This is a genomic window from Vibrio sp. Y2-5 (assembly GCF_014596725.1).
In the GTDB taxonomy this organism is placed as follows: domain Bacteria; phylum Pseudomonadota; class Gammaproteobacteria; order Enterobacterales; family Vibrionaceae; genus Vibrio.
The window spans coordinates 1-24,432 of record NZ_JACVEG010000015.1; the positions used below are offsets into that span (position 1 = coordinate 1).

Annotated in this window: 19 protein-coding genes, 1 tRNA gene and 1 pseudogene; 12 read left to right on the top strand and 9 right to left on the bottom strand. The window is 42.4% G+C overall.

Annotation, left to right across the window (positions count from 1 at the left end; translation table 11 throughout):
* Positions 1-172: 172 nt before the first annotated feature.
* The 4 genes from epd to mscS all read left to right on the top strand — a co-directional run bounded on the left by epd (position 173) and on the right by mscS (position 4,931).
* A complete protein-coding gene (gene epd / locus HUO09_RS20860) occupies positions 173-1,198 on the top strand; it encodes an erythrose-4-phosphate dehydrogenase (protein WP_188235201.1) in 1,026 nt (341 codons plus the stop codon).
* A gap of 147 nt (positions 1,199-1,345) precedes the next feature.
* Positions 1,346-2,509: a phosphoglycerate kinase gene (locus tag HUO09_RS20865; RefSeq protein WP_167413428.1), complete on the top strand. Its 1,164-nt coding sequence runs from the start codon at positions 1,346-1,348 to the stop codon at positions 2,507-2,509.
* Between the two features lie 162 nt (positions 2,510-2,671).
* The gene (gene fbaA / locus HUO09_RS20870) at positions 2,672-3,748 is read left to right on the top strand and encodes a class II fructose-bisphosphate aldolase (protein WP_167413427.1); all 1,077 of its coding nucleotides are present in this window, start codon (positions 2,672-2,674) and stop codon (positions 3,746-3,748) included.
* 319 nt (positions 3,749-4,067) lie between these two features.
* Positions 4,068-4,931, top strand: coding sequence for a small-conductance mechanosensitive channel MscS (mscS, locus tag HUO09_RS20875; protein ID WP_188235202.1), 864 nt, complete (start codon positions 4,068-4,070; stop codon positions 4,929-4,931).
* A gap of 50 nt (positions 4,932-4,981) precedes the next feature.
* Here mscS and HUO09_RS20880 read toward each other — a convergent pair whose 3' ends face one another.
* Positions 4,982-5,614: a LysE/ArgO family amino acid transporter gene (locus HUO09_RS20880; RefSeq protein WP_188235203.1), complete on the bottom strand. Its 633-nt coding sequence runs from the start codon at positions 5,612-5,614 to the stop codon at positions 4,982-4,984.
* A gap of 113 nt (positions 5,615-5,727) precedes the next feature.
* Between HUO09_RS20880 and HUO09_RS20885 the strand changes: the two genes are divergently transcribed.
* From HUO09_RS20885 to HUO09_RS20895, 3 genes are all read left to right on the top strand, one after another.
* Complete coding sequence (locus HUO09_RS20885) at positions 5,728-6,624, top strand: LysR family transcriptional regulator ArgP (protein ID WP_188235204.1); 897 nt, start codon at positions 5,728-5,730, stop codon at positions 6,622-6,624.
* Positions 6,625-6,719: 95 nt separating this feature from the next.
* A complete protein-coding gene (locus HUO09_RS20890) occupies positions 6,720-7,415 on the top strand; it encodes an oxidative stress defense protein (RefSeq protein WP_188235205.1) in 696 nt (231 codons plus the stop codon).
* A 156-nt stretch (positions 7,416-7,571) separates the two neighbouring features.
* On the top strand, positions 7,572-9,455 hold the full coding sequence (locus HUO09_RS20895) for a sensor domain-containing diguanylate cyclase (protein WP_188235206.1): 1,884 nt from the start codon (positions 7,572-7,574) through the stop codon (positions 9,453-9,455).
* Positions 9,456-9,876: 421 nt separating this feature from the next.
* On the opposite strand, the gene pykF is transcribed toward HUO09_RS20895, so the two are convergent.
* Positions 9,877-11,289 (bottom strand): pyruvate kinase PykF, encoded by a 1,413-nt coding sequence (pykF, locus tag HUO09_RS20900; protein ID WP_167413421.1) that lies wholly within the window; start codon positions 11,287-11,289, stop codon positions 9,877-9,879.
* 427 nt (positions 11,290-11,716) lie between these two features.
* Here pykF and HUO09_RS20905 point away from each other — a divergent pair, with 427 nt between their 5' ends.
* The 4 genes and pseudogenes from HUO09_RS20905 to hutZ all read left to right on the top strand — a co-directional run bounded on the left by HUO09_RS20905 (position 11,717) and on the right by hutZ (position 15,447).
* Positions 11,717-12,478, top strand: a complete 762-nt coding sequence (locus HUO09_RS20905) for a DeoR/GlpR family DNA-binding transcription regulator (RefSeq protein WP_167413420.1) — start codon at positions 11,717-11,719, stop codon at positions 12,476-12,478.
* A gap of 101 nt (positions 12,479-12,579) precedes the next feature.
* Positions 12,580-14,412, top strand: coding sequence for a glutamine--fructose-6-phosphate transaminase (isomerizing) (gene glmS / locus HUO09_RS20910; RefSeq protein WP_188235207.1), 1,833 nt, complete (start codon positions 12,580-12,582; stop codon positions 14,410-14,412).
* Positions 14,413-14,649: 237 nt separating this feature from the next.
* Positions 14,650-14,754 (top strand): annotated as a pseudogene (locus tag HUO09_RS22505) (heme utilization cystosolic carrier protein HutX); the annotation flags it as partial.
* A 114-nt stretch (positions 14,755-14,868) separates the two neighbouring features.
* The gene (hutZ, locus tag HUO09_RS22370; protein ID WP_373563711.1) at positions 14,869-15,447 is read left to right on the top strand and encodes a heme utilization protein HutZ; all 579 of its coding nucleotides are present in this window, start codon (positions 14,869-14,871) and stop codon (positions 15,445-15,447) included.
* A gap of 229 nt (positions 15,448-15,676) precedes the next feature.
* On the opposite strand, the gene HUO09_RS20920 is transcribed toward hutZ, so the two are convergent.
* From HUO09_RS20920 to rpsU, 6 genes are all read right to left on the bottom strand, one after another.
* On the bottom strand, positions 15,677-17,431 hold the full coding sequence (locus HUO09_RS20920) for a lysophospholipid acyltransferase family protein (RefSeq protein WP_188235209.1): 1,755 nt from the start codon (positions 17,429-17,431) through the stop codon (positions 15,677-15,679).
* 207 nt (positions 17,432-17,638) lie between these two features.
* Positions 17,639-17,714 (bottom strand) — tRNA-Ile (locus tag HUO09_RS20925).
* A gap of 155 nt (positions 17,715-17,869) precedes the next feature.
* Positions 17,870-19,726: an RNA polymerase sigma factor RpoD gene (rpoD, locus tag HUO09_RS20930; RefSeq protein ID WP_167412463.1), complete on the bottom strand. Its 1,857-nt coding sequence runs from the start codon at positions 19,724-19,726 to the stop codon at positions 17,870-17,872.
* Between the two features lie 97 nt (positions 19,727-19,823).
* Positions 19,824-21,569 carry a DNA primase gene (gene dnaG / locus HUO09_RS20935; RefSeq protein WP_188235210.1) on the bottom strand — a complete coding sequence of 582 codons (1,746 nt, stop codon included), beginning with the start codon at positions 21,567-21,569 and terminating at the stop codon, positions 19,824-19,826.
* Between the two features lie 107 nt (positions 21,570-21,676).
* The gene (locus tag HUO09_RS20940) at positions 21,677-22,120 is read right to left on the bottom strand and encodes a GatB/YqeY domain-containing protein (protein WP_167412461.1); all 444 of its coding nucleotides are present in this window, start codon (positions 22,118-22,120) and stop codon (positions 21,677-21,679) included.
* A gap of 27 nt (positions 22,121-22,147) precedes the next feature.
* Entirely contained in the window at positions 22,148-22,363 is a 216-nt protein-coding gene (gene rpsU, locus HUO09_RS20945) for a 30S ribosomal protein S21 (protein WP_001145625.1), read from the bottom strand.
* A gap of 240 nt (positions 22,364-22,603) precedes the next feature.
* Between rpsU and tsaD the strand changes: the two genes are divergently transcribed.
* Positions 22,604-23,620, top strand: coding sequence for a tRNA (adenosine(37)-N6)-threonylcarbamoyltransferase complex transferase subunit TsaD (tsaD, locus tag HUO09_RS20950; RefSeq protein ID WP_167412460.1), 1,017 nt, complete (start codon positions 22,604-22,606; stop codon positions 23,618-23,620).
* 72 nt (positions 23,621-23,692) lie between these two features.
* On the opposite strand, the gene plsY is transcribed toward tsaD, so the two are convergent.
* The gene (gene plsY / locus HUO09_RS20955; RefSeq protein ID WP_188235211.1) at positions 23,693-24,289 is read right to left on the bottom strand and encodes a glycerol-3-phosphate 1-O-acyltransferase PlsY; all 597 of its coding nucleotides are present in this window, start codon (positions 24,287-24,289) and stop codon (positions 23,693-23,695) included.
* Positions 24,290-24,432 lie beyond the last annotated feature (143 nt).

Genomic DNA, 24,432 nt, shown 5'->3' on the forward strand with positions numbered 1-24,432 from the left:
AGCGAACGAGCTACTGGCTTAATCCAATACGATAAAGAATAGAAATCCCCGCCATTGTGCGGGGATTTTTTTAATGTGAAATAAATGGTTGGATCACCTCTGTTAAGGGTGCGCTTTACGCTGTCATCGGTTAATATCTGTGCCACGAAATTTTAGTCGGTTGATGGTACGGATGTTAAGAGTCGCAATAAATGGATTCGGGCGAATAGGGCGTAACGTTTTACGCGCTGTTTACGAAAGTGGCAAAGCTCAGCAGATAAAAGTTGTTGCTGTAAATGAGTTGGCTCAGCCTGAGGCTATGGCGCACTTGTTACAATACGACACCAGCCATGGCCGTTTCGGTAAGAAAATTTCTCACGACCAAGAGCATTTACATATCCACCATGAAAATGGTGAGTTTGATAGTGTCCGAATTCTACACTCTTCAGATATTCATCTATTACCTTGGCGAGATCTCGAAGTCGATATCGTTTTGGATTGTACTGGTGTGTATGGTTCTAAAGCTGATGGTGAAGAGCACATTGCAGCCGGTGCTAAAAAAGTACTATTTTCTCATCCGGGCTCAGCCGATCTTGATAACACAGTTATTTATGGTGTGAACCACGAAACGCTGACTGCAGAGCAGCACATTGTTTCTAATGGCTCCTGTACCACTAACTGTATTGTGCCGATTATAAAAGTGTTAGACGAAGCGTTTGGTATTGAATCTGGCACCATTACAACGATTCATTCTTCAATGAATGACCAACAAGTTATCGATGCCTATCACAGTGATTTACGCCGTACCCGATCGGCAAGCCAATCAATTATTCCCGTTGATACAAAATTACATAAAGGGATTGAAAGAATATTTCCGAAATTTTCTAACAAATTTGAGGCGATCTCGGTAAGAGTTCCAACAGTAAATGTTACTGCGATGGATTTAAGTGTCACTATTAACGAAAATGTGAAAGTTAATGACGTAAATCAAACCATGATCGAGGCATCTCAGTGTACATTACACGGCATTGTTGACTATACTGAATCACCGCTCGTATCCATCGATTTTAATCACGATCCGCACAGCGCGATTGTGGATGGCAGCCAAACTCGAGTAAGTAACGGACATCTTGTGAAGATGCTCGTTTGGTGTGATAACGAGTGGGGATTTGCTAACCGAATGCTTGATACCGCGTTAGCAATGCAGGCTGCAAAGTAGTTACTCTTTGGTGGCGAAATTATTTATTTTATAACTTGAAATAAATATCTGGTGCCCCATATTAGTATGCAGTTTATGATTTTACAGGCTCGGCAGGATAGCCGGGCTTACAGAAACTTTTCTTTTTAATATTTGAGAGGACAAACCATGTCTGTAATCAAGATGACTGACCTGGATTTAGCAGGTAAACGTGTATTTATCCGTGCTGACCTAAACGTACCTGTGAAAGATGGCAAAGTGACATCTGATGCACGTATTCTAGCTTCACTACCAACTATCAAACACTGTATTGAAGCTGGCGCTAAAGTAATGGTGACTTCTCACCTAGGTCGTCCAACTGAAGGCGAATATGCGGAAGAGTTCTCTCTACTACCTGTAGTTAACTACCTAAAAGATGCACTAGAGTGCGAAGTAAAACTTGCTAAAGATTACCTAGATGGCCTAGAGCTGAACGCTGGTGAGCTTGTTGTTCTTGAAAACGTTCGCTTTAACAAAGGCGAGAAGAAAAACGAAGAAGAACTATCTAAGAAGTACGCTGCGCTATGTGACATTTTCGTAATGGACGCATTCGGTACTGCACACCGTGCTCAAGCTTCAACTCACGGTGTTGGTATGCACGCTCCTGTAGCATGTGCTGGCCCTCTTCTTGCTGCTGAGCTTGAAGCACTAGGTAAAGCAATGGACAAGCCAGAGCGTCCACTTGTTGCTATCGTTGGTGGTTCTAAAGTTTCTACTAAACTAACAGTTCTAGAATCTCTTTCTAAAATTGCTGACCAACTTGTTGTTGGTGGTGGTATCGCGAATACTTTCATCGCAGCAGCTGGTAACAATGTAGGTAAGTCTCTATACGAAGCAGACCTTATCGAAACAGCTCAAAAACTAATGAAAGAGTGTTCTATCCCAGTTGCTACTGACGTTGCATGTGCGAAAGCATTCGACGAAAACGCAGAAGCTGAAATTAAGAACGTTGCTGATGTTCAAGATGACGACATGATCTTCGACCTAGGTCCAGATTCAACTGCGGCTCTTGCTGAAATCATTGGTAATGCAAAAACGATTCTTTGGAACGGCCCTGTAGGTGTATTCGAGTTCAAGAACTTCGAAGCGGGTACTAAAGGTATTTCAGAAGCTATCGCTAAATCTGCAGGTTTCTCTGTAGCGGGTGGTGGTGACACACTAGCGGCTATCGACAAGTTCGGTATCAAAGCTGACGTTTCTTACATCTCAACAGGTGGCGGTGCATTCCTTGAATTCGTTGAAGGTAAAGTACTTCCTGCAGTAGCGATGCTAGAAGAGCGCGCGAAAGCTTAATCATCATGATTTATTAATAAAGCGGAAATGAGTTTTCCGCTTTATTGTTTGCTGCGTAACAAGCTTGGTTCTGTTAAACTTCAAGTGTTGTGAGCAGACGTATGAAAGAATTCAAACTCACCGTTTTTATTTATTAAAACGACAGAAAATAGGATCAAATCCATGTCTAAGATCTTCGATTTCGTAAAACCTGGTGTTATCTCTGGTGATGACGTACAAAAAGTATTTCAAGTAGCTAAAGAGAACAACTTCGCTCTTCCAGCAGTTAACTGTGTGAACACAGATTCTGTGAACGGCGTACTAGAAGCGGCTGCTAAAGTTAAAGCTCCTGTTATCGTTCAATTTTCTAACGGTGGCGCTGCTTTCTTTGCAGGTAAAGGCGTTAAACTAGAAGGTCAAGGTGCACAAGTTCTTGGCGCTGTAGCTGGTGCAAAATACGTTCACGCTGTTGCTGAGTCTTACGGTGTGCCTGTAATTCTTCACACTGACCACGCAGCTAAGAAACTACTACCTTGGATTGACGGCCTACTAGACGCGGGTGAAGAGTTCTTCGCTCAAACTGGTAAGCCACTATTCTCTTCTCACATGCTAGACCTTTCTGAAGAGTCTCTAGAAGAGAACATTGAAACATGTGCTAAGTACCTAGAGCGCATGGCTAAAATGAACATGACAATCGAGATCGAACTTGGTTGTACTGGTGGTGAAGAAGATGGCGTTGATAACTCAGATATGGATTCTTCTGAGCTATACACTTCTCCTGAAGATGTTGCATACGCATACGAGAAACTAAGTGCTATTAGCCACCGTTTCACTATCGCTGCATCTTTCGGTAACGTACACGGTGTATACCAAGCTGGTAACGTTGTTCTTACTCCAACTATCCTACGTGATTCTCAAGCATACGTTTCAGAGAAATTCGGTCTTCCAGCGAATTCTCTAAACTTCGTATTCCACGGTGGTTCTGGTTCTTCTGAAGAAGAAATCAAAGAGTCTATCTCTTACGGTGTTATCAAAATGAACATCGATACAGATACACAGTGGGCAACTTGGGATGGTATTCGTCAATACGAAGCAGAAAACCACGATTACCTACAAGGTCAAATCGGTAACCCAACTGGTGAAGCTGCTCCGAACAAGAAATACTACGATCCACGTGTATGGCTACGTGCTGGTCAAGCTTCTATGGTTACTCGTCTTGAGAAAGCATTCGCAGACCTTAATGCAGTAGACGTACTATAATCTAGACTTTTAGATGCTAGATTAAGCCCGCTCTGATGAGCGGGCTTTTTTCTTGTCTAAGAGACAGAAACGCTATTTTTTTCAAAGCACTGGCAGAATGTGAATTTATTGCTTAATCTGATACAGGATCTAGGTAGATGGAATAACCTTTTGCTGTGTTGTTTGCAAAAATATGACTTAGCAAGATGTTGTACGTCATATCATATAAATCCCACAATGAGTGAAAAGTAGCTGTGCATATTTGTACTGCTAGGTACGCTCAGTGAGTAAAATAATCGTTTATAAAATATAAAAATTTTTAGTTAGAGGGTAAGAAAGTATGGCTGGTGAATCTTTGGATATGGAAGCGCCAATTGCGGATAGTTTGAATAAAATGAGTGATTGGCTTAGCAGTAATTCAGATTTATTCATTCAATATGGGGTGAATATTGTTTCGGCAATTCTTATCCTGATCATTGGTAATATCATTGTTAAAGCCGTGGCGGGTAGTGTCGCTAAAGTTTTGCATAAAAAAGAGATGGACAAAGCGGTAGTTGAGTTTATCCATGGTCTTGTTCGTTACGTTTTATTCGTTATCGTATTGATTGCAGCATTAGGCCGAGTAGGGGTTGAAACTGCTTCTGTCGTAGCGGTAATTGGTGCGGCTGGTTTAGCTATTGGTTTGGCTCTGCAAGGTTCTCTTTCCAACTTTGCTGCGGGTGTGTTGATTGTTGGATTCCGTCCATTTAAATCAGGTGATTATGTTGAAGTCTCGGGTGTCGCGGGTTCGGTTGAAGCGATTCAGATTTTCCAAACTATTCTAAAAACACCAGATAACAAAATGGTCGTTGTACCAAACGGTGCAATCATCGGTGGTTCAATCACCAACTACTCTCGTCACGCTACTCGTCGTGTTGATTTAGTTATTGGTGTTTCTTATAAAGCGGATCTTCAGTTAACTAAAAAAGTGATTCGTGAAACGCTAGAAAAAGATTCACGTATTCTGAAAGATCCAGACATCACTATTGGTGTATTGGCTCTAGCCGATTCTTCAGTGAATTTTGTCGTACGTCCTTGGTGTAAAACAGAAGATTATTGGGGCGTTTACTTCGATTCAATGCAAGAGATTAAAGAAGCGTTGGATGCGAACGGTATTGAAATCCCATTCCCACAAATGGACGTTCATCTCAACAAGGTCGACTAATATCGATGATGAATTTAAAAACGGAGGCAGTGTCCTCCGTTTTTTATGTCTCAGCTGAACCACTGAATATAGAGGCTCTTGGCTAAAGCAAAAGCGATGATGAACATCATGGTTGCTACGATTAAGTCGATGGTTTTCTTTGTCTTAGGTTTCGATAAAACAGGAGCCAATTTAGCTGCTCCAATGGATAAGCCATAGAACCAAACAAAAGAGGCCGCCATAGTACCCAAAGCAAAGGAAAGGCGATCACTTCCTTCAAATTGTCCGCCAATTGAGCCAAGAATAACCACGGTATCTAAATAGAGATGTGGGTTTAATACAGTAACCGCAAGTGCGCCTAATATAACCGCCCGTCGACCTCGTGCTAGCTTCTGAGGTTGGCCCTCCTGCTCGTCGGAACTTTGCAAAGCTGCTCGAAATGAAAGCCAGCCATAAAAAGTCAGAAATGCAATACCACCCAGAGTAACAATAGTCAGTAGTGTCTCATTTTGAGAAAGCACTGCACCACCGCCAAAAATGCCTAAAGAAATAAAGAACACATCCATAACGCTGCAAATCGTTGCTGTAGTCAGATGATGGTTTCTTTTGATGCCTTGGTTCAGCACATAAGCATTTTGTGCCCCTATGGGGATAATCATGGTGGCGCCTAGGCTAAATCCCTGTAGCAATATCCAAAAATTCATAGTCGTTTCTTTAAGGTTTAAGTTAATAAATGTTGAATGAAAAATACGGCATAGATTACTAGAAATAAAACTAATAATATTAATGTGTCATTAGATACTCTTATGGTGAAATTGTGCGTGGTTTAGATTACCGATGGCTAGAAGCGTTAGATCAGATTATTTTGCAAAGAAGCTTTGAGAAAGCCGCTGCTGTATTGTGCGTGTCGCAATCAGCGGTATCACAAAGAATTAAGCAGCTTGAAAAATGGCTCGCTCAGCCAGTATTAGTGAGAGAAAGCCCGCCAAGAGTAACACCAGCTGGCCAAAAGTTACTTGGGCTTTATCGTCAGGTTTGTGTTTTGGAGCAGGATATTTTGCCAGATCTTAGTAACGATATCGGTGAAAAGCCTATCTCTATTTCTATTGCGACCAACGCTGACAGTTTGGCTACATGGTTGCTACCTGCTATTTCTGAGGCGATGAAACAAAGTAATTTGGAAATTCATTTGGTTGTCGATGATGAACGTAGAACCTTAGATAAACTTAAGAATGGAGAAGTGATTGGGGCTATCAGCCAATCCCCTAGAACTTTGCCGGGTTGTAACGCAGTTCTGCTCGGTGATATGCCTTACTTGTGTGTGGCTTCGCCTGATTTTTATCGTCGCTATTTCCCTCTAGGAGTCAGCAGACAAACTTTACAAGTGGCACCAGCAGTCGCTTACGACAGGCAAGATCTTATCAATGAGCGCTTTGTTTACGACAATTTTGGTTTTGAAATGGTCAGTGAAGTAAAGCACACCGTTGGAAGCTCGGAAGCCTGTGTAAAAGCCGCGGTGGCGGGGTTCGGTTATTGCATGATTCCAAAAATCCAAATCGCTGAAGAACTGGAAAAAGGGTTATTGATGGATATCACGCCGGGGATGTATATAGACCAGAAACTCTACTGGCATCATTGGCAGTTAGAAACGGGAAGTTTGAAGAAATGTTCTCAGGCTTTGGTTGAGTATGCGAGAAAAAACTTACCACAGTGAGCATGTCAAGATTGTGTGATTTACATCCACTGAGGCTGGGACTGAAATATTTTTCATCTATTATTGAGCAATAGGTTTTGAATTAGGGGAATGAAATGAAAGCACTTTCTGTAATGGTTCTAGCGGTATTGAGTATGTTTTCAGTGGCGGCACAAGCACAGGAATTCGACTTTCCGCATGTGGTGACGTCTGGTTATGGTGAAGTTATCGCGACGCCAGATATGGCGCAGTTTTCAGTCAAAGTGGTCGAAATAACTATGAATGCGGAACAAGCGAAAGAGAGTGTTGACAACATAGTTACTTCATTTATCAAACACCTTACTCAAGCAGGTGTGAAAGAGTCTCAAATAACCAGTTCAAACCTCTACTTAACTCCTCAATATCACTATCCGAAAACCGGCAAGCCTGAACTGGTAGGTTATCGTGCGATCAGAAATGTTTCTGTTGAAGTCGATGATTTATCCAATTTGAATGAGTACTTAGATATCGCTCTGGAAGAGAAAATAAATCAAGTGGACGATATTCAATTAAAAGTTCGCGATGAAGAAAAATATCAACAACAAGCGCGTATGGCGGCTATCAAAGATGCTCAACAGAAAGCGCAGTCTTTAGCTGAGGGATTTGGACGTGAATTAGATGGTGTGTGGCGCATCGACTACAATGCACCGATGAGAAAAGCGGTGTTAACACGAGCTGCGACATTCAGTGAAGACTCGGCGGTCAGCAACAGCTATCAAGATTCCACCTTGGTTATTCGAGACAATGTAAACGTTATATATAAGCTTAACTAAATTTTAAATTATTGATAATTATAGTAATAATATGCGACGTTTTTAACAGTTTTAATTGAGAGGGATATTATTTAGGCGCTACTTTTTTATTCAGATTACTATCAATGGTGATATAATGCGCGCCTTTCAATTTGCTGCTACTTGTAAGTCTGGGTTATGAGATATTCTAAAATTATTGTCGCTTTTCTCATAGCTTGTGCCTTAGCCACAGCGGGTATCGTCACGTTCTATTCTTATCGATACGATCACGTTCAAACGATAAGTAATCAGCGTTCTGTACGTGAAGCTGTTAGCCAACTTTCTTACAGCGAGCAAGAATACCGTAATTTAAGGGATCAGCTCTTTTCGACTATTTCTCTGTTAAGTCACGGACGCAGCGCTTATAACTATGTTGAGTCTCCAAGCTTAGTCACTCGTAATCAGCTCCAAATGGCATTAGCTTCTGCGGCTAATGGACAGAAATGGTTTGATGGCGTGGGCTTTATTGATGTGAAAGGCATAGATACTGTTCATGTCGAGTACCTGCCGAGTATCCACAAAACTAAGGCGTTAGATGACGTAGTAGACATTTCTCAAACGCCATTTTTCCAATACGCGCAATCATTGTCTGACAATGACGTTGGATTCTGGGCAGAAGAGTTAACGAATGACCCAGACACTTTTTCTAAGCCTTATACACCAATCATACAAGTCATAGCCCCGGTTTCCGTTCTTGGTGTTCGCAAAGGCTATATAGTAATTTCAGTCGACATGTCGATGATGGTTGATAAGCTGAATTACTCTCCTAAAAATGATTTAACACCCGCGATTGTTGGTAACAATGGATATATGGTGACAGGAAAGAACATGTTGCCTTTCTACGGTGATATGTCGAATCATTACCACGGATTCGATCTTGCCACCTTTTTCCCGAAAACTTGGGAATTAATGCAAGCACAAACCTCTGGCCACAACTATCTGATGGAAGATATGAACCTTATCGTGTTTAAGCCGATCGATAAGTTTTTCGGACAGAGTATCCATCTAGTCATTCGTTTCACTCCTAAGCAACTCAATGATCGAGCAAGGCATGAGTTAAATGATGTAGTCAAAGAGGGGTTCTTTGTCTTCATGATTATGTTGGTTTTTGCTCTACCAACGGTTTCTATGTCATTGCACTATTATCATCGCAATATCGAAAGTAAGCTTGCTCGCGCTGCACTGGATGGTATGACTGCTGTGATGATTTCGGACAAATCTCACCAAGTAATCATGGTGAACAGAGAGTTTGAGACCATGATAGGTTTATCGAGCAAAGAGGTTCGTGGACATAATGCTCTCAAAACCTTACTCAGCCATAATGGCATGGAGTTTATTCTAAAGGTGCTTGAACAAGTTGATCAGAATAATCTTTGGGAAGGTGAAGTTGAATGTGTGACGCCTGAGGGCCAGTTGCTGACGACAATTATGAGAATTCAGGCAATCATTGAAGCCGGAAAGGTCAGTTACTACATCACATCTATCGTCGATATTTCCGAGCGAAAAGAGCTGGAAAACAAACTCAGAGAATTGAGTGAAAAAGATTCACTTACTCATCTTTGGAACCGTCGAAAATTCGAAAGGGAGTTAACTCTGCAGACTCAATTGGTAGAACGATACCCAGATGAATACACTGTTTGCCTATGCTTAATTGATATTGACTACTTTAAACGTGTTAATGATGAGCAAGGACATGATCAGGGTGACAAAGTGATCGTAAAAGTCGCTGATGTTCTATCGGATAAACTTCGTGCTACAGACTTTCTAGCTCGTATCGGCGGAGAAGAGTTTGCAGTGATCATGCCTCATACTTCAACCTCTGAGTCACAAATAGTCGTTGAGCGCTTAAGACAGGCTATTGAGTTAGACGAAAGTCTAACAATCACCATAAGTGCCGGTATTTCCGACCTTTCCCAGGACAGCACTCGCTCTTATAAATGTGCGGATATCGCGCTTTATGAATCTAAAACACTGGGTAGAAATCAAGTTTCTCTCTGTCTGACGACTGATGAAGTTGCTTGATGTCACGTTTTCATTACGCATCGACTAAAGTCTAATTTAAATTTTTACTTGAGCTAAACTGTACAATAAGTAAACTGTTGTTTTTTCATCAGTAGTGATCCGGTTTTCCTCTTAATAGTTTTTACTCAGCTCGACTCAGTAAAAATAAGGAAGCTAAAACACTCTGGCAACATGAGGCAGGGTATGGTTAATCATTTTCTAGTGAGGCTTACAATTAGCTTTTTATTGGTACTCGGAATTAAATTAAGCGCGCTTTATTTTCTTCCTATGGTGTTACTGCTTAACACTCACCATAAAGAGTTTTTTGGTTGGTAACTTTTTAGCGTGAATTAGTTAACGGATAAAGCTAAAAGCGTTAAAAATATGGGATATAAAAAAACCAGAGCCTAAGCTCTGGTTTTTAGTATCTGGGGTTCTGTGATTAAAGAACGTGTACAGATGCTGTGTTAGTTGTACCTGAAGCCACTAGAGCGCCAGAAACCATAACAACGATGTCACCTTTTTTGCCCAAACCAGACTCAAGAGCGATTTCTTTACCTTGACGGTAGAAGTCATCAGTACTTTCGTAAGCGTTAACAACAACTGGAGTAACGCCTTTAGAAAGAACAAGCTGTGCAGCTGTTTTAGCATTAGTTGTTACAGCAATGATGTTCGCTGTTGGGAAGTATTTACGAACTGAACGAGCAGATTTACCTGCTTCAGTTGCAACAACGATAAGTGGAGCAGCCAGTTTCTCAGCAGTATCTACAGCACCTTTACATACCGCTTCAGTGATACGTAGGCGTGGGCTGTCTAAACGAGAACCTAGTTCAGCTTTTAGTACAGAATCCGTACGTTTAGCGATTTGCGCCATGATAGTTACCGCTTCAACAGGGTATTTACCTTTTGCTGTTTCGCCAGAAAGCATTACTGCGTCAGTACCGTCCATGATTGCGTTCGCAACGTCACCCGCTTCTGCGCGAGTTGGACGAGGGTTTTTGATCATAGAATCAAGCATTTGAGTTGCAGTGATAACAACTTTACGTGCACGGTTACATTTTTCGATCATCATCTTCTGAGCGAAGATTACTTCTTCAGCTGGAATTTCAACACCTAGGTCGCCACGCGCAACCATGATGCCGTCAGATAGCTCAAGGATCTCATCAAAATTGTCCACACCTTCTTGGTTTTCAATTTTAGAGATGATTTGGATGTTTTCGCCGCCGTTTGCAGTAAGAACTTCACGGATTTCTTTTACGTCAGAAGCTTTACGGATGAAAGATGCTGCTACGAAGTCAACGCCTTGCTCGCAACCAAACTTAAGGTCGCCTTTATCTTTCTCAGATAAAGCTGGTAGGTTAACTGAAACGCCAGGTAGGTTAACACCTTTGTTTTCACCTAGTGCGCCGTTGTTTAAAACTTTACAGGTAACGTCTGTATCAGTTGTAGAAACAACTTCCATTTCGATTAGACCGTCATCAACAAGGATAGTGTTGCCAACACTTAAGTCTTTAGCGAAACCTGCGTAAGTTACTGCCACTTTGTCTTTGTTACCAACTACAGAAGTATCTGTGGTAAAAGTGAACTCTTGACCTGCAACTAGATCAACATCATCACCGTTCTCTAATTTGATAGTACGAATTTCTGGACCTTTAGTATCCAAAAGGATTGCTAGTTGTTTACCAGTGTTTTCCATAACTTTACGGAAGTTAGCGATACGAGTGCCGTGCTCTACGAAGTCTCCGTGAGAAAAGTTAAGGCGCATTACGTTCATGCCTGCATTAACAAGCTCTGTTAATTTTTCTACAGATTCAGTTTTAGGGCCAATCGTACATACGATTTTGGTCTTTTTCATGGAAGAGTCTCTCCGGTGAATATTATCAATTTGAAAGTTAATATATAGCTTAAGAATGGCCTCGATGGCGGCAAATTTATCTCTTCGTTACCACATTTCTCACTCGAGTACAGCTCACTCCAAAACTGAAAGTCTTACAACAGGTTTAGTCATTTTATGACTACCTATTGAGTGCGTATTACCATTTTAATGCGATCTAGGTCACCATGATTGGTGAGAATTACAAAAGTATCACACACCATTCTGTAATTTTTTTTCTTTAGGGTGCGAATTCTAACACCTAATCATTACAATATCACTGCTTAAGAATTGTCTTAGGACAAGGTTTTAGCCAGAAATATTAATTTTTTAGTTCGAAATAAATAGACATAAAAGTTTCGTTTTGAATATAATAACTTTCGTTTCGTAACTTGTTCTTGTGAATGTCATGTCAAAACGTAATACTCAGCTAAGAAGACACACAATTGTTAACTTAGTTAATCAATTGGGTGAAGTCAGTGTTGAAGAATTATCTACTCAGTTTGAAACTTCAGAAGTCACTATAAGAAAGGATTTAGCATCACTAGAGCAGAACGGCCAACTGCTGCGTCGTTATGGTGGTGCTATTGCTTTACCTAAAGAAGTAGTGAATGACGAGCTGAATTCAAAAGTTTCAGTTCGAAAGGAAGCGCTAGCAAAAGCCGCTGCCAAATTGATCAGAGACCATAACCGTATTGTTATCGATAGCGGAAGTACAACCGCGGCACTGATTAACCAGCTCAATGATAAGCACGGGTTAATTGTCATGACCAACTCTTTGAATGTCGCGAATGCATTAAATGAGCTAGAGAGTGAGCCTACACTGCTTATGACTGGCGGAACTTGGGATACCCACTCGGAGTCATTTCAAGGAAAAGTGGCGGAATCGGTTCTTCGTTCGTATGATTTTGATCAGTTGTTCATTGGTGCAGATGGCATAGACCTCGAACGTGGTACATCGACATTTAATGAGTTAGTCGGTTTAAGCAAGGTTATGGCTGAAGTGTCCAGAGAAGTCGTTGTCATGGTTGAATCGGACAAAGTGGGAAGAAAGATCCCAAACTTAGAACTGCCATGGAACGACATTGACGTTCTCATAACTGACAAAGGTTTGTCTGACGAACTGGTTGCAAAAATAGAATTTCATCAGGTTCGAGTGATTCGAGCTTAGACAGGGTCATTGAGACTCACAAAATTTAAATCCGCCTCTACCTTAAGGCTTTGCTTGCAGCCGTAGAGTGCACTAGATAAAAAAGAAATTGGAGTAATAACATGTGTGGAATTGTTGGCGCTGTTGCACAGCGTGATGTAGCTGAAATTCTGGTTGAAGGTTTACGTCGTCTAGAGTATCGCGGTTACGACTCAGCAGGTGTTGCTGTGGTTGATGCACAAAGCAACTTAACTCGTGTTCGCCGTCTAGGTAAGGTCCAAGAGTTAGCAGATGCTGTTGATTCTGCAAAGGTTAGCGGTGGCACTGGTATCGCCCATACTCGCTGGGCAACCCACGGTGTTCCTTCTGAAGTGAATGCTCACCCACATGTGTCTGGTGATATTGCTGTTGTTCACAACGGTATTATCGAAAACCACGAAGAGCTTCGTACTCTGCTTCAAGAACGTGGTTACGTATTTGTTTCTCAAACCGATACAGAAGTTATTGCCCACCTTGTTGAATGGGAACTTCGCACTTCAGATACACTTTTAGAAGCACTACAAAAAACGGCTACTCAGTTAGAAGGTGCATATGGTACGGTTGCTCTTGATCGCAAAGATCCTAGCCGTATTGTTGTTGCTCGCTCTGGTAGCCCAATTGTTATTGGTTTGGGTATTGGTGAAAACTTCCTAGCTTCTGATCAACTTGCGCTTCTAAGTGTAACGCGTCGCTTTATGTTCCTTGAAGAAGGGGATGTGGCTGAAATTACTCGTCGTGACGTTACCATTTACGATCAAGCAGGCAAGTTGGTTGAGCGTGAAGTCATTGAATCAAGCATCGAGCACGATGCGGGTGATAAAGGTCAATACCGTCACTTCATGCAAAAAGAGATCTTCGAACAACCAATGGCGCTGAAAAGCACTATGGAAGGTCGAATCACGCATAACTCAGTGATCACAGAAAGCATTGGTGTTAATGCGGTTGAGATCCTGAAGAAAGTAGAACACGTTCAAATCATCGCATGTGGTACTTCTTATAACTCTGGTATGGCGGCTCGTTACTGGTTTGAAGATATTGCAGGCGTTAGCTGTGATGTAGAGATCGCTTCTGAATTCCGTTACCGTAACTTTGTGACTCGTCCAAATAGCTTGTTAATCACTCTTTCTCAATCTGGTGAAACTGCAGATACACTTGCGGCTCTGCGTATCGCAAAAGAGAAAGGCTACATGGCAGCGATGACGATTTGTAACGTATCAGGTTCGTCACTTGTTCGTGAATCTGATATTGCATTCATGACTCGCGCAGGAACTGAAATCGGTGTTGCTTCAACCAAAGCATTTACTACTCAACTTGCAGCAATGCTGATGCTGGTAACGGCAATTGGTAAAGAGCAAGGTCGCGTTGACGCGGCTAAAGAAGCCGAAATCGTTGAAGCGATTCATGCCCTTCCAGTTCAAATCGAAAGTGCATTGGCATTTGATAAACAGATTGAAGCATTAGCAGAAGATTTTGCTGATAAGCACCACACACTGTTCTTGGGTCGTGGTGAATACTACCCAATCGCTATGGAAGCAGCACTAAAGCTAAAAGAGATCTCTTACATCCATGCTGAAGCTTATGCTGCAGGTGAATTAAAACATGGTCCATTGGCTTTGATTGATGCGGATATGCCAGTTGTGGTTATTGCGCCAAACAACGATTTGTTAGAAAAACTGAAATCAAACGTTGAAGAAGTACGTGCTCGTGGTGGTCTGCTATATGTATTTGCAGATGAGAAAGCAGGCTTTGAAGCGGACGATACTTTGAAAATTATCCCAATGCCGCACGTTAGCGAAATCACAGCGCCAATCTTCTACACAGTACCAATGCAGCTACTTTCTTACCACGTAGCGTTAATCAAAGGTACTGACGTTGACCAACCTCGTAACCTAGCTAAAGCGGTTACCGTAGAGTAATAAGCACTCTTCATCTAAATATAAAAAGGCGATGACCATACGGTTCATCGCCTTTTTTGTCATTGAGCTTAAGCGAAGGTTCAATTGCATTTGCTCTTCCTGACGAGATGCTAACCAGAGTAGCCTGTGACATGCTATTTTAGAACCTCTATCAGAGTGGAGAAGTATCTCGATGATTGCTTTGAAACCAAAGCCAATTTCCTGAAAGGCAAAGAAGCGCAAAGCAACTATAACTTAATGGGAAGAGAGGGCGAATTTCATGGTCATCTATGCTTAGACTTGGTGATACACATTGCGTTTGTGAGTAATCCATTTCGAGGTATGGAAAGTTACTTTATTGGTTTCTTCAATTCTGATGAAGATTGTGTGTTTAAAGCGTACGTAGTCCAGATAAAAACATCAGCTTTTTTCACTCCAGGTAGAAGCGTTTACGCAAATGGAAAAGGAGTTTGCCACGTGAATATAAAAAGTCAGCCACAAGAAAATATTCAACGAGAAGAAATTCGGCGTGAACGCCTGCAAGGCCGACTAGAGCCAGAAGTTCGCGAATTTCGTGATTCTCGCAAAACCTTACAGTTAGCAACAATTAACGCTGCTGGTATTCCGAACGCTACCTATGCGCCTTTCGCTTTTGATAGCAAAGCTTATTACATACTCGTGAGTGATCTTGCAGTCCATGGGCAGAACTTAAAAACGAATCACAATGTTTCGATTTTAATGATCGAAGATGAAAGCGACTGTAAGAACATTTATGCCCGTAAGAGACTAACTTTCGACACGCGTGCAGAACTTGTTGAGAGACACACACCAGATTGGATCCAAGGCATTGCAGCATTACAAACTCGTTTTGGTGAAATTATTGATAATTTAAGCCAGCTTGGTGATTTTAATCTTTACCGCTTAGTGCCTGAATCAGGACGTTACGTTAAAGGGTTCGGACAAGCGTTTGTCGTTTCCGGTAGTGACATGCTCGATTTTGTTCACTTAACAGAAGGGCATGTTAAAGCTGAGAAAGAGCATATGGGCAATAATTAGTACTTACTAACTAATGCTTACTCAGTAAAAACATAGTCTGAAATCTCAGCTCAACTATTAATGATATTCCCATAAATTTAATAACTCTAAGCGGCTTCTACCCGAATGAGCGATGTTTTCGGTGGTTTTGAATCACAAGTGGGCCGTAGCGGGGGGAGTGTGGAATATAACTTCTATTCGTAATGAATAGCCGATAAAACAGAGGGCGCTTAACGCGCCCTCTGTTTTTTTACTGCTTCGTTGCTCTTAGGTACTCTTCCGCTTCTTTCACACCCATATAACGACCTAGGGTTTTCATTGGAACATCGTGCAAATCGACAACAATCAAACCATCTAAGGCATCGTTGAAAGCCGGGTCTACGTTGAAGCTGACCAGTTTTCCGTTTAACCCTAAATACTGACGTAATAGCACCGGAATACCTTTTCCTTCATCAATACGCGCAATGACTCGTGAAAGAAGTTGTAAATCTGCTAATGAAGTTAACAAACTCGCATTCCACTGTGCTGGAATTGCCGGTAGAGGATTCGACGCTGCCACAAAGTTTGCTTGCTCGTTGTCGTAAAAGTGGAGTGTCATTGTGTCTGCAAGTAAACGGCGTGCTTGTTCACTATAATCATTACTGATACTGACTGGGCCAAATAAGTGAGTGTATTGAGGGTTTCTATGAATAAATGCTCCGATTCCTTTCCATAACAGTAGCAGTGGCGCCATACTTTTCTGATAGTGCTCATCAATCACTGAACGACCAAGCTCTATGGCATTACCCATATTTTCAAGAAAGCGAGGATCATAGTTAAATAAGGTACTTGAATAGAGCCCTTGTATGCCGCGAGACTCGACAATTTTGTCTACCAGTCCAAGGCGATAAGCGCCAACCATCTCATTTCGTTCTCTGTCCCAAATGAAAAGGTGCAGGTACTCGCGGTCAAATTCGTCCACGTCTAACGCCATACCAGTCCCTTCACCGACTTGGCGAAAATTCTTCTCACGCAAGCGACCAATCTCGTGCATTAGTGAAGGGATACTCTCGGACTGAGTACAGTAAACATCAAATTCATTAAGACTAAGAAGATGAGCCGATGAGGGAAGATCATATAGATCTTGCAGCAACTCATAGAGCGGAAGTCGGTCAGCAATGGGGTGCAACGCTTCATCTAGGTTAGTTTTATCTCGAGCAATATTTTTTTTTGCCCCCAACAAATAGGTATTCAGACGTAAGTAATTAACCAACTGCTGATCGCAAAGATGTTGCATTTCTTTGTAGTGAATTGCGTCGCTAATCGAGATGTCGATACAGGTTTGTTTTTTATTCAGTAGTTCGCGGCCGAGCATTATGGTGCGGAGCAACGGGTGAATTTTTCCTGCCATATAAAAATGAGTAGAGTTATGACCTTCAATGTACACAGGTACAGCTGCCGCTTTATGCTTTTTGATCAGTCGGCTAACCGATTGGCTCCACTCTTTATCTTCTAGTCGACGTTGCTTGCTGTCTACCAACTGAGAGACTTCTCCTGCTGGAAACATCAACAATAAGCCGCCTTGTTCTAAATGTTTATGTGCCTGACGCATTGCCTGAAGGTTTGCTTTACGTGCTTTATCGGTCTCAAAGACATCAACGCCAATAAACAAGGAGTCTAGCTCGGGGACGGTTTTCAGGTATTGATTTGCCAGTATTTGAACATCAGAGCGAATCGTAAGGAGCATTTCCGCCAGTATCACGCCTTCAACACAACCTAGTGGGTGGTTGGCAACGACAACCGTTGGCCCCACCTGAGGCACATTATTAAGGGAACCTTTAATCAGTTGATAATCAATGCCTAAAATTTCGAGAGTGAAACGAAGGAACTGACGAGTGTCACAGCCAGCAGGACGTTGTGCGTAGAATTTATCAAGTTGACTTAAACCCGTTGCCCATTCTGCTAGGTTTTCACCTAAACCAAACGGCGTTTTTCGTGGCAATTTAAAAGGGCTTTTAGACAGCATGTTAACCTCACAATACTTGTATTATGAGTCCATGCTAGAAGGTGAATATTTCATCTACGCTGCAGTTATGTGAGTCTTTGATGTCGGATTTTTTTCAGAATAATGAATGGCGAATGTTGGCGGGAGGAGTATCAGTAGGAACGAGTGGAAACGTTTGTTTAAATAAACGAAAAGCCTGATGAGTTTCCTCATCAGGCTTCTAGAATTTGGTGGCCCCTCCCAGACTTGAACTGGGGACCAATCGATTATGAGTCGACTGCTCTAACCACTGAGCTAAGGGGCCGAATAGGCAATGATTATAGGGGAAGGGGTGGGGTGTGTCTAGACGCAAAGTAGGGTAATAGCGCTTAGTTTTTATCCACTTAGAACCTTAGATAATAAAAAAGGCGAGCTGTCGCTCACCTTTTATTCAATGCTTGATGAAAGATTGCTGCTACGTTATTCGTCTAGGAAGCTGCGCAGAGTTTCTGAGCGGCTTGGGTGACGAAGCTTACGTAGTGCTTTAGCTTCGATCTGACGGATACGTTCACGAGTTACGTCGAACTGCTTACCTACTTCTTCCAAAGTATGGTCAGTGTTCATATCGATACCGAAACGCATACGCAGTACTTTTGCTTCACGAGGTGTTAGACCGCCTAAAACATCACGAGTTGCTGCGCGTAGGCTTGTCGCCGTTGCAGAATCTAGCGGTAGTTCTAGAGTAGTATCCTCGATGAAATCGCCTAGATGCGAATCTTCGTCGTCACCGATTGGTGTCTCCATTGAGATTGGCTCTTTAGCAATTTTCAGTACTTTACGAATCTTATCTTCTGGCATTTGCATACGTTCTGCCAATTCTTCTGGCAGAGGCTCACGCCCCATTTCTTGTAGCATCTGACGAGAGATACGATTCAGTTTGTTGATCGTTTCAATCATATGAACAGGGATACGGATCGTACGAGCTTGGTCTGCAATTGAACGAGTAATTGCCTGACGGATCCACCATGTTGCATATGTCGAGAACTTGTAACCACGACGGTATTCAAACTTGTCTACTGCTTTCATCAGACCGATGTTACCTTCTTGGATGAGATCCAAGAATTGTAGACCACGGTTTGTGTATTTCTTCGCAATAGAAATAACCAGACGTAAGTTCGCTTCAACCATCTCTTTCTTCGCACGGCGAGCTTTTGCTTCACCGATAGACATGCGACGGCTGATATCTTTAATACGATTTACTGTTAAAGATGTCTCTTGTTCGATAATACGTAGCTTTTGAATTGAACGACGAATATCTTCTTCATCATCACGGATTTTCGCTACATATGGCTTGTCTGATGCAAGAATTTGGTCAAACCAAGCTTCATCTGATTCATTGCCAGTAAATACCGAGATAAATGATTTCTTCGGCATTTTAGCTTTTTCAACAACAGAGCGCATGATTAGACGCTCTTGTGTACGTACGCGATCCATAGAGTTGCGTAGCGTATTCACAAGATGATCGAACTGCTTAGGTGTCAAACGAAATTCACGGAAGACCGTTAGCACGAGTTCAGTCGCTTCTTGAGCTTTGCTGCTGTTGTCGCCATGCTCATTGATAGCAAGTTGAAGATTCTGATATTGATTACGAAGCTCAGTAAATTTCTCTAAAGCAAGTTCAGGATCGATACCAACTTCTTCATCATCACTGCTATCATCGTCGCCATCTTCGTCTTCATCTTCATCATCGTCTTCGTCATCTAGGTCTGAACCTGTTAATTCTGAACCGATGTGTGTTGCTGTTGGTGCTTCACTTTCAACATCATCAGGGTCTACAAAACCACTAATGATATCGGTTAGGCGAAGTTCCTCAGCTTGAACTTTGTCAAATTGCTCAAGAATGTATGGGATTGTTCCAGGGTATTCAGCAACAGCGCTTTGTACTTGGTTAATACCATCTTCGATACGCTTCGCGATATCGATTTCACCTTCACGAGTTAGTAGTTCTACTGTACCCATTTCACGCATATACATACGAACGGGGTCAGTTGTTCTACCAATCTCGCTTTCTACGCTAGATAGCGCAGCAGCGGCAGCTTCAGCTGCATCTTCGTCGGTGATGGTTTCATCATCATTAAGAGCTAGATCATCAGCGTCAGGGGCAGTTTCTACAACTTTAATACCCATGTCGTTGATCATCTGAATAATATCTTCTACCTGTTCAGAATCTACGATTTCTGCTGGTAGGTGGTCATTTACTTCGGCGTAGGTCAGATAGCCCTGTTCCTTGCCGCGAATGACAAGTTGCTTAAGCTGTGACTGCGGATTTTGATCCATAGACGGTATCCAACTTCGTATCTGGTGAAGGAATAGTATGCGAAATGCAAACCACGAATAATAACAAATTAAATTGTTGCTGACTATTCAAACAGGGTTACGCTTTCAAATCTCTCATGAGTTCTTGAAGCTCCCTTTTTTCGTCGCTTGATAAACCGATACTTCTTGATTTAGCTAGCAATTGTTCAATTTGTTTCTCTACGCACTGGGCAATTATTTTGTCCAATGAGTCAAAAAATAGTTCGTTTTGATTATCTTCTACAACTGGGATATCCCAGCTTGCAAGTCGAGACAACAGTGCCTCGTTTTTTGTGTTTCGCCAATGCTCTAGCAATTGACCCGTTTTTATATGGGGTTGATGTCTGCATTTTTCAAGCACTTCCGTTAACAATTTAAGCCCTGGAATGTCCAAACCTTGAGTAGTAGAAAGGTCTGGCACCATATCAGCATAGCTCGGATTTTGAAGAAGCAAAGCGATGACATCTCTCATCGGGGTTCGCTTTATTTCTTTATGCGGCTGAGGTCTAGTTTTCGAATCCGTCGGCAGAGTTGGCTTTTTATAAATTCCAGTTGTTTGACCTAAAATCTTAAGTAGCTGATTTTGCATAGACTCATCAGGTACTTTATTGATTAGAGGAAGTGCAAGGGCCTCTAATGCGGCTTTGCCTTCGTTGTTACCCACATCAACTTGGGTAAGCAAATTAGAAAATAGATATTTTGATAATGGTTCAGCATTTCGAACCAATTCTTCAAATGCATCTTTGCCGTTCTTACGAACAAAACTGTCCGGATCTTCGCCATCAGGAAGGAACAAGAATTTTAAAATATTGCCACTTTTCAGATAGCTAAGTGCATTTTCCAGTGCTCGCCATGCCGCTTCTCTACCTGCACGGTCGCCATCGTAACAACAAACCACGGTATTGGTTTGTCTGAACAACAATTGTAGATGGTCGCCTGTGGTCGATGTTCCCAGCGAAGCGACGGAATAATCAATTCCGTATTGAGCCAGAGCCACTACATCCATATAACCTTCGACCACGAGGATCTGTGGTGGTTCACGATAAGCCTGTAAAACTTCATAAAGTCCGTACAGCTCTTTGCCTTTATGGAAGATTGGCGTTTCTGGGGAGTTGAGGTACTTAGGCGTACCATCACCAATAACACGGCCACCGAAGCCAATTACTCGACCTCGACGATCCCGAATCGGGAACATTACGCGGCCACGAAAACGGTCATAGCGTTTACCATTGTCGTTTTCAATCAACATGCCGCCAGAAACCAACATGTCTTGCGTATTCTTTTGTTGTCCGAAATTCTTACGAACTAAATCCCATTCATCAGCCACATAGCCAATACCAAATTTTTGAACAATCTCGCCGGATAAACCGCGATTTTTTAAATATTCTATGGCATGACGGTTAGCAGGAACTTTAAGTTGCTGACGATAAAATTGAGCGATGCTGCCCATTAAATCGTAAAGATTACGTTTTTCGTCGCTGCTGACTTTTGGCGTATTACTTTTGAAACCACTATTTGAGCGTTCTTCTCTCGGTACTTCTAAACCGAGAGAGGAAGCTAATTCTTCAATCGCTTCAGGAAACTCAAGACGCTCATACTCCATCATGAAGTCGATGGCATTACCGTGTACGCCACAGCCGAAACAGTGATAGAACTGCTTTTCTTGGCTTACGCTAAATGACGGGGTTTTTTCATTGTGGAATGGGCAACATGCACCGTAGTTTTTGCCCTTTTTTTTAAGTTTCACACGTGCGTCGATAACATCGACAATATCAAGTCGAGCTAGGAGGTCATCGATGAAGCTACGAGGGATCTGTCCTGCCATAAAACCTAAAAGAAAGATAAAAACGAATGTGTAAGGCCAACAGACCTTAGATACAAACAAGCCGTGCATTCAAAGAATAGCACGGCTTGTTGCAATAGAGTTCTGGATTAAGCCAGTTTAGCGCGAACTAAACCGCTGACTTTACCCATATCTGCACGCCCTTGAATTTGTGGTTTCAAGATAGCCATCACTTTACCCATGTCTTGCATGCCCGCTGGTGAGGATTCTGCGATAGCACTTTCAATCAGAGCTAACACTTCTTCTTCACTCAGTGGTTGAGGCATAAATTCCTCAAGGACGGTGATTTCTGCTTGCTCCACTTCAGCTAAATCTAAACGATTTGCTGTTTCGTATTGCGATACAGAGTCGCGACGTTGTTTAACCATTTTGGTCAGCACAGCAACGATATCGTCATCGGTCAGAGTAATCTTCTCGTCAACTTCACGTTGTTTGATGGCTGAAAGGGCTAAACGAATAGTGCCAAGGCGCGCTTTGTCCTTGGCTTTCATCGCTAATTTTTGCTCTTCTCTGAGATTATCAATAAGAGCCATAACTCATTCCTTAATTAGGAAAAGCTATTAGTACAGGCGAACGCGACGAGCGTTTTCGCGAGCAAGCTTCTTAGCGTGACGCTTTTGAGCTGCTGCTTTAGCGCGTTTGCGAACTGTAGTTGGTTTTTCGTAGTGCTCACGACGACGCACTTCAGAAAGGATACCTGCTTTTTCGCAAGAGCGTTTGAAACGACGTAGTGCAACGTCGAACGGTTCGTTTTCACGTACTTTAACTACTGGCATATGCCTTTCACCTCAGGGGTTATTCGTTAATGCTGATATTCAGTGACCAAATCAACAAGGTTTCTTATTCGTTTGGTCTTTAATCAGCTAGATCAAAAATGGTGCGGAATTTTAATCCGATCGTTGTGCCTTTGTAAAGTACTTTGTCGCTTAGCCTCTGTACAAAATTTGTTTGTGAAGCGAAGCCGTTGTAACATTGCGCCAATTTGAAATTTTAGATGGCAGTGTGCTGAGAAAAATATGCGTATTATTGGTATTGAAACCTCTTGTGATGAGACGGGTATAGCGATTTACGATGACGAGAAGGGATTGCTGTCACATAAGCTTTATAGCCAAGTTAAACTTCACGCTGACTATGGCGGCGTTGTGCCAGAACTGGCTTCGCGTGACCACGTTAAGAAAACCATTCCGCTTATTAAAGCCGCAATGGCAGAAGCGAATGTAACACCTAAAGATATTGATGGCGTTGCTTATACTGCTGGACCCGGTCTGGTTGGGGCTTTATTAGTAGGAGCAACGATTGGTCGCAGTATTGCTTACGCTTGGAATGTTCCAGCAGTAGCGGTACACCATATGGAAGGTCACTTACTCGCGCCGATGTTGGAAGATAATCCACCTCCGTTCCCATTTGTTGCACTGCTTGTTTCAGGCGGTCATAGCATGATGGTTGAAGTCAAAGGCATTGGTGAGTACCGCATTCTTGGTGAATCTATTGATGATGCCGCTGGTGAAGCGTTTGATAAAACTGCCAAACTCATGGGGCTGGATTACCCAGGTGGTCCTTTGCTTTCACGCTTAGCAGAAAAAGGTACGCCGGGGCGTTTCAAATTTCCGCGTCCTATGACGGATCGTCCGGGTCTAGATATGAGCTTTTCTGGCCTAAAAACGTTTACGGCTAATACTATTGCGGCAAATGGTGACGATGAACAAACTCGTGCCGATATTGCCTATGCATTCCAAGATGCAGTCTGCTCAACACTCGTGATTAAGTGTAAACGTGCACTGGAAGAAACGGGTATGAAACGTATCGTTATCGCTGGTGGTGTAAGTGCAAATAAGCAGTTACGTGCAGATTTGGCTAAGCTGGCGGAAAAAATTGGCGGTGAAGTGTATTACCCACGTACCGAGTTTTGTACTGATAATGGAGCCATGATTGCGTTTGCTGGAATGCAGCGTTTGAAGAATGGTGACGTGACAGATTTAAGCGTTGAAGCGCGTCCTCGCTGGCCAATTGATCAACTGACTCCTATCGAGTAAAGAACTGAATAAAGAAAACGGTCGCATTAGCGGCCGTTTTTTATGTGTAGAGTCTGTGGAATAACCCAGTGATTAAGCTTTCTTTTTCTCGCCGACTTTAGGTTCTGTCCCAGCAAAAAGACGCTTAATGTTTTGATGATGGCGCAAGATGATTAAGCAGCAGAGCATGGCTACTGGCAGAGTGTATTGAGGTTTCACTAGCCATGTATAAAACGGAGCAAGTAATACAGTGACTATCGCGGCCAAAGAAGAATAGCGGAAAATAACCGCTACAAATAACCAAGTCGCCATAATCATTGCTGTTAAATCTAACCCGATAGGCGCGATTGCCCCTAAAGCTGTGGCGACACCCTTCCCACCCTTAAAGTGGAAAAAAATAGGATACATATGCCCGAGACATGCAGCAATGGCGATTAAACCCAATATAAGTGGGTCTATTTTTAGAAAGTAACCGACCCAAACAGGAATGGTGCCTTTTAGCATGTCGCACAGTAACACCGCGGCAGCCGCTTTTTTGCCCCCAATGCGTAATACGTTTGTAGCGCCCGGATTATTTGAACCCACACCTCTAGGGTCTGGTAGGCGTAATAAGCGACAGATCAGCACCGCACTGGAGATCGACCCCAGTAAATAGGCGGAAATTATCATTATTAGTGCCACTGGCGTCATTATTGCCTCAATACGGTGAATTTTTGAACTGGGCTTTACATCGTCTTGTTATAACCATGCTACTAGTAACTTCCAGTAGGCATGAACGTCTTTAAGTAAAAATTATGTTTGGTTTACCCATCTAAACGCGGTTTCGTATATGA

What these genes read in the sequence shown, in the direction of transcription:
- HUO09_RS20920 (WP_188235209.1), bottom strand. Translation starts at nt 17,431, where the DNA reads ATGCTGTCTAAAAGCCCTTTTAAATTGCCACGAAAAACGCCGTTTGGT.
- dnaG (WP_188235210.1), bottom strand. Translation starts at nt 21,569, where the DNA reads ATGGCAGGACAGATCCCTCGTAGCTTCATCGATGACCTCCTAGCTCGA.
- HUO09_RS20905 (WP_167413420.1), top strand. Translation starts at nt 11,717, where the DNA reads ATGTCAAAACGTAATACTCAGCTAAGAAGACACACAATTGTTAACTTA.
- plsY (WP_188235211.1), bottom strand. Translation starts at nt 24,289, where the DNA reads ATGACGCCAGTGGCACTAATAATGATAATTTCCGCCTATTTACTGGGG.
- fbaA (WP_167413427.1), top strand. Translation starts at nt 2,672, where the DNA reads ATGTCTAAGATCTTCGATTTCGTAAAACCTGGTGTTATCTCTGGTGAT.
- mscS (WP_188235202.1), top strand. Translation starts at nt 4,068, where the DNA reads ATGGCTGGTGAATCTTTGGATATGGAAGCGCCAATTGCGGATAGTTTG.
- HUO09_RS20880 (WP_188235203.1), bottom strand. Translation starts at nt 5,614, where the DNA reads ATGAATTTTTGGATATTGCTACAGGGATTTAGCCTAGGCGCCACCATG.
- rpsU (WP_001145625.1), bottom strand. Translation starts at nt 22,363, where the DNA reads ATGCCAGTAGTTAAAGTACGTGAAAACGAACCGTTCGACGTTGCACTA.
- glmS (WP_188235207.1), top strand. Translation starts at nt 12,580, where the DNA reads ATGTGTGGAATTGTTGGCGCTGTTGCACAGCGTGATGTAGCTGAAATT.
- pykF (WP_167413421.1), bottom strand. Translation starts at nt 11,289, where the DNA reads ATGAAAAAGACCAAAATCGTATGTACGATTGGCCCTAAAACTGAATCT.
- HUO09_RS20865 (WP_167413428.1), top strand. Translation starts at nt 1,346, where the DNA reads ATGTCTGTAATCAAGATGACTGACCTGGATTTAGCAGGTAAACGTGTA.
- HUO09_RS20890 (WP_188235205.1), top strand. Translation starts at nt 6,720, where the DNA reads ATGAAAGCACTTTCTGTAATGGTTCTAGCGGTATTGAGTATGTTTTCA.
- rpoD (WP_167412463.1), bottom strand. Translation starts at nt 19,726, where the DNA reads ATGGATCAAAATCCGCAGTCACAGCTTAAGCAACTTGTCATTCGCGGC.
- HUO09_RS20895 (WP_188235206.1), top strand. Translation starts at nt 7,572, where the DNA reads ATGAGATATTCTAAAATTATTGTCGCTTTTCTCATAGCTTGTGCCTTA.
- tsaD (WP_167412460.1), top strand. Translation starts at nt 22,604, where the DNA reads ATGCGTATTATTGGTATTGAAACCTCTTGTGATGAGACGGGTATAGCG.
- epd (WP_188235201.1), top strand. Translation starts at nt 173, where the DNA reads ATGTTAAGAGTCGCAATAAATGGATTCGGGCGAATAGGGCGTAACGTT.
- HUO09_RS20940 (WP_167412461.1), bottom strand. Translation starts at nt 22,120, where the DNA reads ATGGCTCTTATTGATAATCTCAGAGAAGAGCAAAAATTAGCGATGAAA.